The 12,965-nt window shown below is 49.5% G+C and carries 13 protein-coding genes and 1 pseudogene; all 14 read left to right on the top strand.

Features of this window, described 5'->3' with window-relative positions; genetic code table 11:
* The first annotated feature begins 13 nt into the window (after positions 1-13).
* The 14 genes and pseudogenes from EAS44_RS04790 to EAS44_RS04725 all read left to right on the top strand — a co-directional run bounded on the left by EAS44_RS04790 (position 14) and on the right by EAS44_RS04725 (position 12,944).
* On the top strand, positions 14-490 hold the full coding sequence (locus EAS44_RS04790) for a JAB domain-containing protein (RefSeq protein WP_001186756.1): 477 nt from the start codon (positions 14-16) through the stop codon (positions 488-490).
* Positions 491-558: 68 nt separating this feature from the next.
* On the top strand, positions 559-780 hold the full coding sequence (locus EAS44_RS04785; protein ID WP_000692312.1) for a DUF987 domain-containing protein: 222 nt from the start codon (positions 559-561) through the stop codon (positions 778-780).
* A 78-nt stretch (positions 781-858) separates the two neighbouring features.
* Positions 859-1,236: a type IV toxin-antitoxin system cytoskeleton bundling-enhancing antitoxin CbeA gene (cbeA, locus tag EAS44_RS04780; RefSeq protein ID WP_015953067.1), complete on the top strand. Its 378-nt coding sequence runs from the start codon at positions 859-861 to the stop codon at positions 1,234-1,236.
* Between the two features lie 46 nt (positions 1,237-1,282).
* On the top strand, positions 1,283-1,660 hold the full coding sequence (locus EAS44_RS04775) for a TA system toxin CbtA family protein (RefSeq protein WP_001094436.1): 378 nt from the start codon (positions 1,283-1,285) through the stop codon (positions 1,658-1,660).
* The gene (locus EAS44_RS04770) at positions 1,657-2,145 is read left to right on the top strand and encodes a DUF5983 family protein (RefSeq protein ID WP_000761714.1); all 489 of its coding nucleotides are present in this window, start codon (positions 1,657-1,659) and stop codon (positions 2,143-2,145) included. Before EAS44_RS04775 ends, EAS44_RS04770 begins: the two co-directional genes overlap by 4 nt.
* Before the next feature lie 11 nt (positions 2,146-2,156).
* Positions 2,157-2,354, top strand: coding sequence for a DUF957 domain-containing protein (locus tag EAS44_RS04765; RefSeq protein ID WP_000839254.1), 198 nt, complete (start codon positions 2,157-2,159; stop codon positions 2,352-2,354).
* An 84-nt stretch (positions 2,355-2,438) separates the two neighbouring features.
* The gene (locus EAS44_RS04760; protein ID WP_001280513.1) at positions 2,439-3,284 is read left to right on the top strand and encodes a DUF4942 domain-containing protein; all 846 of its coding nucleotides are present in this window, start codon (positions 2,439-2,441) and stop codon (positions 3,282-3,284) included.
* Positions 3,285-3,354: 70 nt separating this feature from the next.
* Positions 3,355-4,890 carry an EAL domain-containing protein gene (locus tag EAS44_RS04755; RefSeq protein ID WP_000492897.1) on the top strand — a complete coding sequence of 512 codons (1,536 nt, stop codon included), beginning with the start codon at positions 3,355-3,357 and terminating at the stop codon, positions 4,888-4,890.
* 384 nt (positions 4,891-5,274) lie between these two features.
* Positions 5,275-5,457, top strand: a pseudogene (locus tag EAS44_RS04750) (IS110 family transposase); the annotation flags it as partial.
* 809 nt (positions 5,458-6,266) lie between these two features.
* Positions 6,267-7,250 (top strand): KpsF/GutQ family sugar-phosphate isomerase, encoded by a 984-nt coding sequence (locus EAS44_RS04745; protein WP_001331698.1) that lies wholly within the window; start codon positions 6,267-6,269, stop codon positions 7,248-7,250.
* Positions 7,251-7,321: 71 nt separating this feature from the next.
* Complete coding sequence (locus tag EAS44_RS04740) at positions 7,322-8,470, top strand: capsule polysaccharide export inner-membrane protein KpsE (protein ID WP_000905916.1); 1,149 nt, start codon at positions 7,322-7,324, stop codon at positions 8,468-8,470.
* A gap of 23 nt (positions 8,471-8,493) precedes the next feature.
* On the top strand, positions 8,494-10,170 hold the full coding sequence (locus EAS44_RS04735; RefSeq protein WP_001331697.1) for a polysaccharide biosynthesis/export family protein: 1,677 nt from the start codon (positions 8,494-8,496) through the stop codon (positions 10,168-10,170).
* A gap of 9 nt (positions 10,171-10,179) precedes the next feature.
* Positions 10,180-10,920 carry a 3-deoxy-manno-octulosonate cytidylyltransferase gene (gene kdsB, locus EAS44_RS04730; RefSeq protein ID WP_000030755.1) on the top strand — a complete coding sequence of 247 codons (741 nt, stop codon included), beginning with the start codon at positions 10,180-10,182 and terminating at the stop codon, positions 10,918-10,920.
* Positions 10,917-12,944, top strand: coding sequence for a capsular polysaccharide biosynthesis protein (locus tag EAS44_RS04725; protein ID WP_000579525.1), 2,028 nt, complete (start codon positions 10,917-10,919; stop codon positions 12,942-12,944). Before kdsB ends, EAS44_RS04725 begins: the two co-directional genes overlap by 4 nt.
* Positions 12,945-12,965: the final 21 nt, after the last annotated feature.

Below are 12,965 nucleotides of genomic sequence, written 5' to 3'. Positions count from 1 at the left end.
AGGGGCTGGAACAATGCAACAGCTTTCCTTTCTGCCAGGAGAGATGACGCCCGGCGAGCGCAGCCTCATTCAGCGGGCCCTGAAAACCCTGGACCGCCATCTTCATGAACCCGGTGTGGCCTTCACCTCCACCCGTGCGGCACGGGAATGGCTGATTCTGAACATGGCGGGACTGGAGCGTGAAGAATTCCGGGTGCTGTATCTGAACAACCAGAATAAGCTGATTGCCGGTGAAACCCTCTTCACCGGCACCATCAACCGCACGGAAGTCCATCCCCGGGAAGTGATTAAACGCGCCCTGTACCACAATGCCGCTGCCGTGGTACTGGCGCACAATCACCCGTCCGGTGAAGTCACACCCAGCAAGGCAGACCGCCTTATCACGGAACGTCTGGTACAGGCACTGGGCCTGGTGGATATCCGGGTGCCGGACCATCTGATAGTCGGTGGCAGCCAGGTTTTCTCCTTTGCGGAACACGGTCTGCTTTAACCCGTCACCGTTACAACCACATCATACCTGTTTTCGCTTTTATCTTCTGTCTTCAGAGGTATCACACTATGAAAATCATCACCCGTGGTGAAGCCATGCGTATTCACCAACAACATCCGGCATCCCGTCTTTTTCCGTTCTGTACCGGCAAATACCGCTGGCACGGCAGCACTGAAGCGTATACCGGTCGTGAAGTGCAGGATATTCCCGGTGTGCTGGCTGTGTTTGCAGAACGCCGTAAAGACAGTTTTGGCCCGTATGTCCGGCTGATGAGCGTCACCCTGAACTGAGTCAGGAAGGGCATTCTGATGAGCCGAATTATCGCCACCATCGAACCATTCTTAACTGATTTCTGTGAGGACTTTATCGTGTCAGACACACTGCCCGGGACAACGCATCCCGACGACAATCACGACCGCCCCTGGTGGGGGCTGCCCTGCACCGTGACGCCCTGTTTCGGGGCACGTCTGGTGCAGGAGGGTAACCGGTTGCATTACCTTGCCGACCGTGCCGGTATCAGAGGCCGGTTCAGCGACGCGGATGCATACCACCTGGACCAGGCCTTTCCGCTGCTGATGAAACAACTGGAACTCATGCTCACCAGCGGTGAACTGAATCCCCGCCATCAGCATACCATCACACTGTATGCGAAAGGGCTGACCTGCGAAGCCGATACCCTTGGCAGTTGTGGTTACGTTTATCTGGCTGTTTATCCGACACCGGCAGCGCCCGCAATCACCGTATAACCCCGGATATCTCCCCTTTATCACCACCTGTTACAGAGAACTTAAGATGAATACATTACCCGACACTCACGTACGGGAGGCATCGGGCTGCCCGTCTCCCGTCACCATCTGGCAGACACTGCTCACCCGACTGCTGGACCAGCACTATGGCCTCACGCTGAATGACACACCGTTCGCTGATGAACGTGTGATTGAGCAGCATATTGAGGCAGGGATTTCACTGTGTGACGCGGTGAACTTTCTCGTTGAAAAATACGCGCTGGTACGTACCGACCAGCCGGGATTCAGCGCAGGAGCCCCGTCGCAGTTAATCAACAGCATTGATATTCTCCGGGCTCGCAGGGCAACCGGCCTGATGACCCGGAACAATTACAGAATGGTAAATAACATTACCCAGGGCAAGCATCCGGAGGCAAAACAATGAAACTGGCCCTGACGCTGGAAGCCGACAGCGTTAACGTGCAGGCACTGAACATGGGGCGCATTGTCGTTGACGTCGATGGTGTTAATCTCAGTGAACTGATTAACAAGGTCTCTGAAAACGGTTATTTACTCCGCGTGGTCGATAAATCCGACCAACACGCAACCAGTACACCACCACCGTTAACAACCCTTACCTGCATACGTTGCAGCACCGCACATATCACGGAAACGGACAACGCCTGGCTGTACTCGCTGTCACACCAGACTAATGACGACGGCGAATCAGAATGGATTCATTTTACAGGCAGCGGCTATCTGTTACGTACCGATGCGTGGTCATACCCGGTTCTGCGGCTTAAGCGCCTGGGCCTGTCAAAAACGTTCCGTTGTCTGGTTGTCACACTTACCCGACGTTATGGCGTCAGTCTCATTCATCTGGATGCCAGCGCTGAATGCCTGCCGGGTTTACCCACTTTCAACTGGTAACCAGGAACAACATGAAATCATTAACCACGGAAACAGCACTGGATATTCTGATTGCGTGGCTGCAGGACAATATCGACTGTGAATCCGGGATTATCTTCGACAACGATGAGGATAAGACGGATTCAGCAGCACTGTTGCCCTGCATCGAACAGGCCCGGGAGGATGTCCGTGCTGTTCGTCATCTGCAGCTTCTGCACCAGAACCGGTGAATATCACTCACCATACTTCATTCCCCTGACGCCAGCCTGAATACAGCTGGCGTTTTCGTCTATAAACCAAAAGGAAAACCGATAATGTCAGACATCACAATCTCCCGTCCGGAAGTGGTCACCGGGCATACGGACGTTATCTGCTCCACCAGTATCCGACACGTTGTGACGGTACGGAATGCAGCACTGCAACAAACCGAAACGCTTATCCGGCAACTGGCAGAAATCTCAGTGCTGACAGCAGGCATTGGCGGCAAAACCGCCCTGGACTGGGCGATGAAACAGAATTTTCGCTGTGGCTGCTGGCTGATGGAAAAACCGGAAGCAGCAATGAAAGCCATCACCCGCAATCTCGATCGAGAAATCTGGCGTGACCTGATGCAACGTTCAGGGATGCTTTCCTTAATGGATGCACAGGCCCGTGATACATGGTACCGATCACTGGAATATGATAATTTTCCGGAAATCAGTGAAGCGAACATTCTGAGCACATTTGAACAACTGCACCAGAACATAGATGAAGTGTTTGAGCGAGGGGTGATCAACGTCTTCAGGGGACTGAACTGGAATTACAAAACTAATTGCCCCTGTAAATTTGGCAGTAAAATTATCGTCAACAATCTGGTGAGATGGGACCGGTGGGGATTTCATCTTATCACCGGGCAACAGGCAGATCGACTTGCCGACCTGGAAAGAATGCTGTATTTGTTCAGCGGCAAACCGATTCCTGACAACCGGGAAAACATAACCATTCATCTGGATGATCACATCCACTCAGTTCAGGGTAAAGCGTGCTATGAAGATGAGATGTTCAGCATCAGATACTTTAAGAAGGGCTCCGCGCACATCACGTTCAGGAAACCAGAGCTGGTTGACAGACTGAATGATATTATTGCGAAATACTATCCGGAAACCTTATCGCCCGTTTAACCCAAAGCACAGACTCAGTACATACACAAAAACATTCTGATAAATCTGGCGTCATTCAGAGCAAAAAAACATGTTTTCCAGATTATTTGTAAAAAAACATACTCCAGCTATGGTGGCAGGTAGTCTGATATTTCTGTTCATTATTCTGCTGACATTTTTCTGGAAAAAAGCAGAGCTGGTGAATGACAGCCAGATCAGAGTTAATTTCGCACTTGGCTATATAGAAAACATTCTCAATCAGAACAACAGCATCAGCCAGGAAGCAGAACATTTGCTTCTGAATAACTGTAACGCAGATACTCAGCATGAATTAAGCAATCTGCTGCTGAAACGCCCACAACTTCGTGCACTGAGCCTGGCAAGACAAGAGGCTGTATTTTGTAGCACCCACCCCGGTTTACCTGTCGGTCCAGTTGCTGAAAAGGAACAGTGGCGGCACGATATGCTGATTCGTTTTCCTGAAGATACAGGTACTCTGCCCTGGATCCTGTTAAGAACACCTTACAAAAACGGCACGGTCATTACCGCCACGGATTATTATTTTATTCAGGACATCATCTCTGTGGTTCATGCGGTTCCTGCAATACGATTCCGTTTGGGAAACACGGTCCTGTCAGCCAGCGGAAAAAATGTCACTCTGCTCCCGGACGACAGCGGTATACAAAAAGAAAGTCATTCAAAAAAATATCCGTTCTCCCTGATTTATATCATCCCGGTGAAAATGCAACTTACCTACGCCTGGAAACAGGCCTGGTATATGATCCCTGTTGCCATCTTCGGTGGAATACTCACAGCCTTTCTGCTGTCCCGCCGACGTCCATCTTCCCCGCTCGATATGCTGAAAAATGCACTTGCTCACGGAGAGTTCAGACCTTATTTTCAGCCCATCATTTCCGCTAAAAATCACCAGCTAACCGGCTGCGAAGTACTGATTCGCTGGCATCACCCCGTCAGCGGAATTATCCCACCAGATCAGTTTATCCCGCTGGCAGAGTCCACCGGATTAATTGCCCCAATAACGCAACAGTTGATGTCTCAGGTCGAACATAGCCTTAATTCTGTTGCGCATTTTTTACCGAATCAATTTCATATTGGGATCAATATTTCACCAGCGCATTTTCTGTCTCCGGGACTGGAGGATAGCTGTATGAAGTTTCTATCCACCTTCCCGAAAGGGAAAGTGAAACTGGTTCTGGAACTGACAGAACGAAACCAGCTATCCGTCACCGCAGAATCAAAAGCGTTATTTGCGAAATTACATCAACAGGGAGTATTGTTTGCACTGGATGATTTTGGTACTGGCTATGCAACCCACAGCTACCTGCAGTCGTTTCCTGTCGATTACATCAAACTCGATAAAGGGTTTGTACAAATGGTCGGCGTGGATGAAATCTCCGGGCATATAGTAGAAAATGTTATTGAGCTGGCTCGCCGGTTAGGTATTGATATCATTGCCGAAGTCATTGAAACCGAATCACAGGAATTGTTCATGACAGAGAAAGGAAGCTGCTATCTGCAGGGATACCGCTATGCACCTCCACTACCCGCTGAACAGTTTATTGCTGAGTGGGTATACAACAGCGGAAACGGCAAAAACCAGAGATAACACATACTGAAATGGACCAGGATATGCGTCCCCCCCTTTCACCTCATCTCCCAACTCCCGGGTTTGATTCCTTTTTCACAGCAAAAGGGACTGAGGGTACAAAAGAGGGTACATTTTTAACCAAACCAAACAAAATTAACCAATCTCAACATGATAGAAGCAATCTTCGATTCCGAGTCCGGCACCACTATTCTAAAGAACCCGCCCACAAGGCGGGTTTTTGCTTTTGGATCTTTATATAAAATAAACTTGGGAGCATAACGCCATCAGGTCTTAAACACTCCCGAATCATCAATAAACATCCCCCGTTAACAAAACACAGTTCAGTTCACATAACATCCCTGTAATCCCACACATATCTGCTGGCCGAACGACGCCAGTGCGCGTACGGAGGCAAGAGCAGCCCTGCACATGGCAGCGCTTGTGGTAACCTGGTTTAATCCGGTGATAAAGGCATTTTACATGCATCTGTCAGCAGCCGGAAAAACCAAAAAAATGGCGCTGGTTGACTGTATGCGTAAATTGCTGACCATCCTGAACGCAATGCTCAGAAAGAACGAAGAGTGAAATGAATCGTAGCATCATGTTGCTCCATAATTTTTACGTTCAAGACAGTTGATTATCGGCGCATATGACTCAAAAAGAGCCTGATGATTGCCTCTTTTCCATAGGCTCTTTATCTGAAGTGAAGGAAGGCCCGGAAGAAAGCACTCGCTGGCATACGTGACTCCAGCTCAACCGGAGATAATCACCACTGTTATTTTTATATTTAATAATAATCTCCTGAAAAACAGATATAGCAAAAATACAATCCGGCCAGATTTAATTCCGCATTCATTACCAGAAATAATCAACATCACAACTATCATATCATTCAATAGTCACCGCTAAAATTTTATTATTTTCCTCTTCTTTACATAGAAATTGTCAACCTGTTTATTATGCCGCTTTAAATAGTTAATCACAAAACAACATCACCATTATTTACGTGTTTTATTTATTAATAACATGGTCATACGTTCTTTTTTTACGAGGAAATAATCAATTGATAAATTGTTTTTGGTCTTAATAGTCAAGTGAGAAACATTTTAATAAATGATAAAAATCCTAAATTCCTTGTTCATAATGTAGGGGTGTGTTAAATAGGTGGGCAAAATTTGGTTCCCCTTCTCGCCTGTAATATTGCAGCATCTTCGCACCTCCATGAGACATTGCGACTTAATAAGAAGGTGATAAGTCCTGCATATAAGCATGGACTGACCATGGTTTTATATTCATTAAAAATTTTGTTACAACCCATTGATTTAGCATAAATAAATTATAGTGGGTTCGGGTTTGTTGTGACTGTGGCATTATTTCCGTGCAAAGGAGCTGATATGTCTGAAAGACATTTACCTGATGACCAGAGCAGTACTATCGATCCATATCTAATTACCTCTGTTCGCCAGACTCTGGCAGAACAAGGCGCAGCATTACAAAACTTGTCTAAACAACTGGATTCCGGGCAGTACCAGCGTGTCCTTAATTTGATAATGAACTGTAAAGGGCACGTTATTCTTTCGGGAATGGGTAAATCAGGGCATGTCGGTCGTAAAATGTCAGCGACGCTGGCCTCTACGGGTACGCCTAGTTTCTTTATTCATCCTGCAGAAGCTTTCCATGGCGATCTGGGCATGATTACGCCTTACGATCTTCTGATCCTTATTTCTGCCAGCGGTGAAACGGATGAAATCCTCAAGCTAGTTCCTTCACTGAAAAATTTCGGCAACCGAATTATCGCCATTACCAATAATGGAAATTCCACGCTGGCGAAAAATGCTGATGCCGTGCTGGAACTCCATATGGCGAATGAAACCTGCCCGAATAATCTTGCACCAACAACGTCTACCACGCTGACGATGGCGATCGGCGATGCGCTGGCGATTGCCATGATCCGCCAACGCAAATTTATGCCGAATGATTTTGCGCGCTATCACCCGGGCGGTTCATTAGGTCGTCGCCTGCTGACCCGCGTTGCTGATGTCATGCAACATGATGTTCCTGCGGTACAGCTGGATGCGTCATTTAAAACCGTGATTCAACGTATCACCAGCGGATGCCAGGGAATGGTGATGGTAGAAGACGCAGAAGGTGGGCTAGCGGGCATTATCACCGACGGTGACCTGCGTCGCTTTATGGAAAAAGAGGATTCTCTGACATCCGCCACGGCTGCGCAGATGATGACACGTGAACCGCTGACGCTACCGGAAGACACCATGATCATTGAAGCGGAAGAAAAAATGCAAAAACACCGTGTCTCAACGTTATTGGTGACCAACAAGGCAAATAAAGTCACTGGCCTTGTGCGCATTTTCGACTAATTAAGCAACGGGGTTCGAGAGGTTAGTCTCTCATTGAGTTTGCGCCCCACTGAAACTTTGATAATCGTTACATGTTGATAAAAGTGAAGTCTGCCGTATCCTGGATGCGTGCTCGTCTGTCTGCCATCTCACTGGCAGATATCCAAAAACACCTGGCGAAAATCATCATTCTGGCACCGATGGCGATGCTGCTGATCTATCTGGCTATCTTCAGCCAGCCTCGCTATATGAGCGAGTCGAAAGTCGCCATTAAACGCTCGGATGATTTAAACAGCGGCAGCCTGAATTTTGGTCTGCTTCTGGGTGCCTCTAACCCCAGTTCCGCAGAAGATGCTTTGTATCTGAAAGAGTACATCAACTCGCCGGATATGCTGGCGGCGCTGGATAAGCAACTAAATTTTCGTGAAGCATTTAGCCACAGCGGGCTCGATTTTCTTAATCATCTTAGCAAGGATGAAACCGCAGAAGGATTCCTGAAGTACTACAAGGACCGTATCAACGTCTCGTATGACGATAAAACCGGATTACTGAATATTCAGACGCAGGGCTTTAGCCCGGAGTTTGCGCTTAAGTTTAACCAGACCGTGCTGAAAGAGTCAGAGCGCTTTATCAATGAGATGTCACATCGCATCGCGCGTGACCAGCTTGCCTTTGCAGAAACGGAGATGGAAAAGGCACGCCAGCGTCTGGACGCCAGCAAAGCGGAATTGCTCTCTTATCAGGACAACAACAACGTTCTGGATCCACAGGCACAGGCACAGGCGGCGAGCACGTTAGTCAATACGCTGATGGGCCAGAAGATCCAGATGGAAGCGGATCTGCGTAACTTGCTGACGTATCTGCGTGAGGACGCCCCGCAAGTAGTGAGTGCGCGTAATGCGATTCAGTCATTGCAGGCACAAATCGATGAAGAACAAAGCAAAATCACTGCGCCACAGGGTGACAAGCTAAACCGTATGGCAGTGGATTTTGAAGAAATCAAATCAAAAGTAGAGTTCAACACCGAGCTGTACAAACTGACCCTGACCTCCATTGAAAAGACCCGTGTAGAAGCGGCTCGTAAGCTCAAGGTGCTGTCAGTGATCAGTTCGCCACAGTTGCCGCAGGAATCGTCTTTTCCAAATATCCCTTATTTGATCGCCTGCTGGTTACTGGTGTGCTGCCTGCTGTTCGGCACCCTGAAACTGTTGCTGGCTGTTATTGAAGATCACCGAGACTAACGCTGTCGCTGAATGAGTTTGTGATGAAATTATTTAAATCAATTTTACTGATTGCCGCCTGTCACGCGGCGCAGGCCAGCGCGGCCATTGATATTAACGCTGACCCAAACCTTACAGGAGCCGCGCCGCTTACCGGTATTCTGAACGGGCAACAGTCGGATACGCAAAACATGAGCGGCTTCGACAATACCCCGCCGCCCTCACCGCCGGTGGTAATGAGCCGTATGTTTGGTGCTCAACTTTTCAACGGCACCAGCGCGGATAGCGGTGCGACGGTAGGATTCAACCCTGACTATATTCTGAATCCGGGTGATAGCATTCAGGTTCGCTTGTGGGGTGCGTTCACCTTTGATGGTGCGTTACAGGTTGATCCCAAAGGTAATATTTTCCTGCCGAACGTTGGTCCGGTGAAAGTTGCTGGCGTCAGTAATAGTCAGCTAAATGCCCTGGTCACATCCAAAGTGAAGGAAGTATACCAGTCCAACGTCAACGTCTACGCCTCCTTATTACAGGCGCAGCCAGTAAAAGTGTACGTGACCGGATTTGTGCGTAATCCTGGTCTGTATGGCGGTGTGACGTCTGATTCGTTACTCAATTATCTGATCAAGGCTGGCGGCGTTGATCCAGAGCGCGGAAGTTACGTTGATATTGTGGTCAAGCGCGGTAACCGCGTGCGCTCCAACGTCAACCTGTACGACTTCCTGCTGAACGGCAAACTGGGGCTTTCGCAGTTCGCCGATGGTGACACCATCATCGTCGGGCCGCGTCAGCATACTTTCAGCGTTCAGGGCGATGTCTTTAACAGCTACGACTTTGAGTTCCGCGAAAGCAGCATTCCCGTAACGGAAGCGTTGAGCTGGGCGCGCCCTAAGCCTGGCGCGACTCACATTACGATTATGCGTAAACAGGGGCTGCAAAAACGCAGCGAATACTATCCGATCAGTTCTGCGCCAGGCCGTATGTTGCAAAATGGCGATACCTTAATCGTGAGCACTGACCGCTATGCCGGCACCATTCAGGTGCGGGTTGAAGGCGCACACTCCGGTGAACATGCCATGGTACTGCCTTATGGTTCCACTATGCGTGCGGTTCTGGAAAAAGTCCGCCCGAACAGCATGTCGCAGATGAACGCGGTTCAGCTTTATCGCCCATCAGTAGCTCAGCGTCAGAAAGAGATGCTGAATCTCTCGCTGCAAAAACTGGAGGAAGCATCACTTTCTGCCCAGTCCTCCACCAAAGAAGAAGCCAGCCTGCGAATGCAGGAAGCGCAACTGATCAGCCGCTTTGTGGCGAAAGCACGCACCGTAGTTCCGAAAGGTGAAGTGATCCTCAACGAATCCAATATTGATTCTGTTCTGCTTGAAGATGGCGACGTCATCAATATTCCGGAGAAAACATCGCTGGTTATGGTTCATGGCGAAGTGCTGTTCCCGAACGCGGTGAGCTGGCAGAAGGGTATGACCACCGAGGATTACATCGAGAAATGTGGTGGCCTGACGCAGAAATCGGGTAACGCCAGAATTATCGTCATTCGTCAGAACGGTGCTGCCGTCAACGCAGAAGATGTGGATTCACTCAAACCGGGCGATGAGATTATGGTTCTGCCGAAATATGAATCGAAAAACATTGAAGTTACCCGTGGTATTTCCACCATCCTCTATCAGCTGGCGGTGGGTGCAAAAGTGATTCTGTCTTTGTAAGGAGTTGAAATGAGCAAAGCAGTTATTGTCATTCCGGCTCGTTATGGCTCATCGCGCCTGCCGGGTAAGCCACTGCTCGATATTGTTGGTAAACCGATGATCCAGCATGTTTACGAGCGTGCGTTACAGGTGGCGGGCGTTGCGGAAGTTTGGGTGGCAACAGACGATCAGCGTGTTGAAAAGGCCGTGCAGGCATTTGGCGGGAAAGCCATCATGACGCGCAACGATCATGAATCCGGCACCGATCGGCTGGTCGAGGTGATGCATAAAGTCGAGGCAGATATCTACATTAACCTGCAGGGCGACGAACCAATGATTCGCCCGCGGGATGTAGATACGCTGTTACAAGGAATGCGTGATGACCCCGCGTTGCCAGTGGCAACGCTATGCCACGCGATTTCTGCCGAAGAAGCGACCGAGCCAAGCACGGTAAAAGTGGTGGTAAATACCCACCAGGATGCGCTTTATTTCAGCCGTTCGCCTATTCCGTATCCGCGAAATGCTGAAAAAGCGCGCTACCTGAAACACGTCGGTATTTACGCTTATCGTCGCGATGTGCTGCAAAACTACAGCCAGTTACCAGAGTCCATGCCAGAGCAGGCAGAATCACTGGAGCAGCTGCGGTTGATGAGCGCAGGGATCAACATCCGCACATTTGAGGTTGCCGCAACCGGTCCGGGCGTCGACACCCCAGCATGCCTGGAAAAAGTGCGCGCCCTGATGGCACAGGAACTGGCTGAAAACGCATGATTGGCATTTACTCGCCTGGCATCTGGCGTATTCCGCATCTGGAGAAATTTCTGGCGCAACCGTGCCAGAAACTTTCTCTGCTGCGCCCTGTTCCGCAAGAAGTTAATGCTATCGCCGTGTGGGGACATCGTCCCAGCGCGGCGAAACCAGTCGCCATCGCCAAAGCAGCGGGAAAACCCGTCATTCGTCTGGAAGATGGATTTGTGCGTTCGCTGGATCTTGGCGTCAATGGCGAGCCGCCGCTTTCTCTGGTGGTGGATGATTGTGGCATTTACTACGATGCCAGCAAGCCTTCGGCGCTGGAGAAACTGGTACAGGATAAAGCCGGAAATACAGCTCTGATAAGCCAGGCCAGAGAAGCGATGCACACCATCGTGACCGGGGATATGTCGAAATATAATCTGGCGCCTGCGTTTGTGGCTGATGAGTCAGAACGTACAAACATCGTTCTGGTTGTCGATCAGACATTTAATGATATGTCAGTGACGTATGGCAATGCTGGCCCGCATGAGTTTGCTGCCATGCTGGAAGCCGCGATGGCGGAAAATCCTCAAGCCGAAATTTGGGTGAAGGTGCACCCAGATGTACTGGAAGGAAAGAAAACAGGTTATTTCGCCGATCTGCGCGCCACGCAACGAGTACGTTTAATTGCCGAGAATGTCAGCCCGCAGTCGCTGTTGCGACACGTTTCCCGGGTTTACGTCGTGACCTCCCAATACGGCTTTGAAGCCTTGCTGGCAGGAAAACCAGTAACATGTTTCGGCCAGCCCTGGTATGCAAGCTGGGGCTTAACCGACGATCGCCATCCGCAGTCCGCTTTGTTATCTGCCCGACGCGGTTCTGCCACGCTGGAGGAACTTTTTGCCGCTGCATACCTGCGTTACTGTCGCTATATCGATCCGCAAACGGGAGAAGTAAGCGATCTATTTACCGTGCTGCAATGGCTGCAATTACAACGTCGACATCTGCAACAGCGTAATGGTTATTTATGGGCGCCAGGCTTAACGCTGTGGAAGTCGGCGATCCTGAAACCCTTCTTACGAACGCCAACAAACCGGCTGAGTTTTTCACGTCGCTGTACTGCGGCGAGCGCCTGCGTGGTATGGGGTGTAAAGGGGGAACAGCAATGGCGAGCCGAAGCGCAGCGAAAATCACTGCCATTATGGCGAATGGAAGATGGTTTTCTGCGTTCATCCGGACTTGGCTCTGACCTGCTGCCGCCGCTATCGTTGGTACTGGATAAACGCGGGATCTACTATGACGCCACGCGCCCCAGCGACCTGGAAGTGCTGCTTAATCATAGCCAGCTAACGCTGGCGCAGCAGATGCGAGCTGAAAAATTACGCCAGCGACTGGTTGAAAGTAAACTGAGCAAGTACAACCTGGGAGCCGATTTCTCTCTACCAGCCAAAGCCAAAGATAAAAAAGTTATCCTGGTGCCGGGTCAGGTAGAGGACGATGCCTCTATTAAAACAGGCACAGTCTCGATTAAGAGCAACCTTGAGTTATTACGCACAGTACGCGAGCGTAATCCGCACGCCTACATTGTTTATAAACCGCACCCGGATGTACTGGTGGGGAATCGCAAGGGCGATATTCCGGCAGAACTGACTGCTGAACTCGCTGATTATCAGGCACTGGACGCCGATATTATTCAATGCATTCAGCGCGCAGATGAAGTGCATACCATGACGTCGCTGTCGGGGTTTGAAGCGTTATTACATGGCAAGCACGTACATTGTTACGGCCTGCCCTTCTATGCCGGTTGGGGTTTAACCGTCGATGAACATCGTTGCCCGCGTCGCGAGCGAAAATTAACGTTAGCGGATTTGATCTATCAGGCGCTGATTGTTTATCCAACCTATATCCACCCAACACGGCTACAACCTATTACGGTTGAAGAGGCGGCGGAATATTTGATCCAGACACCGCGCAAGCCGATGTTTATTACCCGAAAAAAAGCGGGGCGAGTAATACGTTATTACCGCAAATTAATTATGTTCTGTAAGGTCAGATTTGGCTAAACAATTTCATAGTTGACTATT

The organism is Escherichia coli DSM 30083 = JCM 1649 = ATCC 11775 (genome assembly GCF_003697165.2).
GTDB lineage: Bacteria > Pseudomonadota > Gammaproteobacteria > Enterobacterales > Enterobacteriaceae > Escherichia > Escherichia coli.
This window is presented reverse-complemented; position numbering and strand designations above follow the sequence as displayed.

Excerpts from the sequence above, each read along its gene's own strand:
- EAS44_RS04790 (WP_001186756.1), top strand. The coding sequence starts at position 14 with ATGCAACAGCTTTCCTTTCTGCCAGGAGAGATGACGCCCGGCGAGCGC.
- EAS44_RS04785 (WP_000692312.1), top strand. The coding sequence starts at position 559 with ATGAAAATCATCACCCGTGGTGAAGCCATGCGTATTCACCAACAACAT.
- EAS44_RS04775 (WP_001094436.1), top strand. The coding sequence starts at position 1,283 with ATGAATACATTACCCGACACTCACGTACGGGAGGCATCGGGCTGCCCG.
- EAS44_RS04770 (WP_000761714.1), top strand. The coding sequence starts at position 1,657 with ATGAAACTGGCCCTGACGCTGGAAGCCGACAGCGTTAACGTGCAGGCA.
- EAS44_RS04765 (WP_000839254.1), top strand. The coding sequence starts at position 2,157 with ATGAAATCATTAACCACGGAAACAGCACTGGATATTCTGATTGCGTGG.
- EAS44_RS04760 (WP_001280513.1), top strand. The coding sequence starts at position 2,439 with ATGTCAGACATCACAATCTCCCGTCCGGAAGTGGTCACCGGGCATACG.
- EAS44_RS04755 (WP_000492897.1), top strand. The coding sequence starts at position 3,355 with ATGTTTTCCAGATTATTTGTAAAAAAACATACTCCAGCTATGGTGGCA.
- EAS44_RS04745 (WP_001331698.1), top strand. The coding sequence starts at position 6,267 with ATGTCTGAAAGACATTTACCTGATGACCAGAGCAGTACTATCGATCCA.
- EAS44_RS04740 (WP_000905916.1), top strand. The coding sequence starts at position 7,322 with ATGTTGATAAAAGTGAAGTCTGCCGTATCCTGGATGCGTGCTCGTCTG.
- EAS44_RS04735 (WP_001331697.1), top strand. The coding sequence starts at position 8,494 with ATGAAATTATTTAAATCAATTTTACTGATTGCCGCCTGTCACGCGGCG.
- kdsB (WP_000030755.1), top strand. The coding sequence starts at position 10,180 with ATGAGCAAAGCAGTTATTGTCATTCCGGCTCGTTATGGCTCATCGCGC.
- EAS44_RS04725 (WP_000579525.1), top strand. The coding sequence starts at position 10,917 with ATGATTGGCATTTACTCGCCTGGCATCTGGCGTATTCCGCATCTGGAG.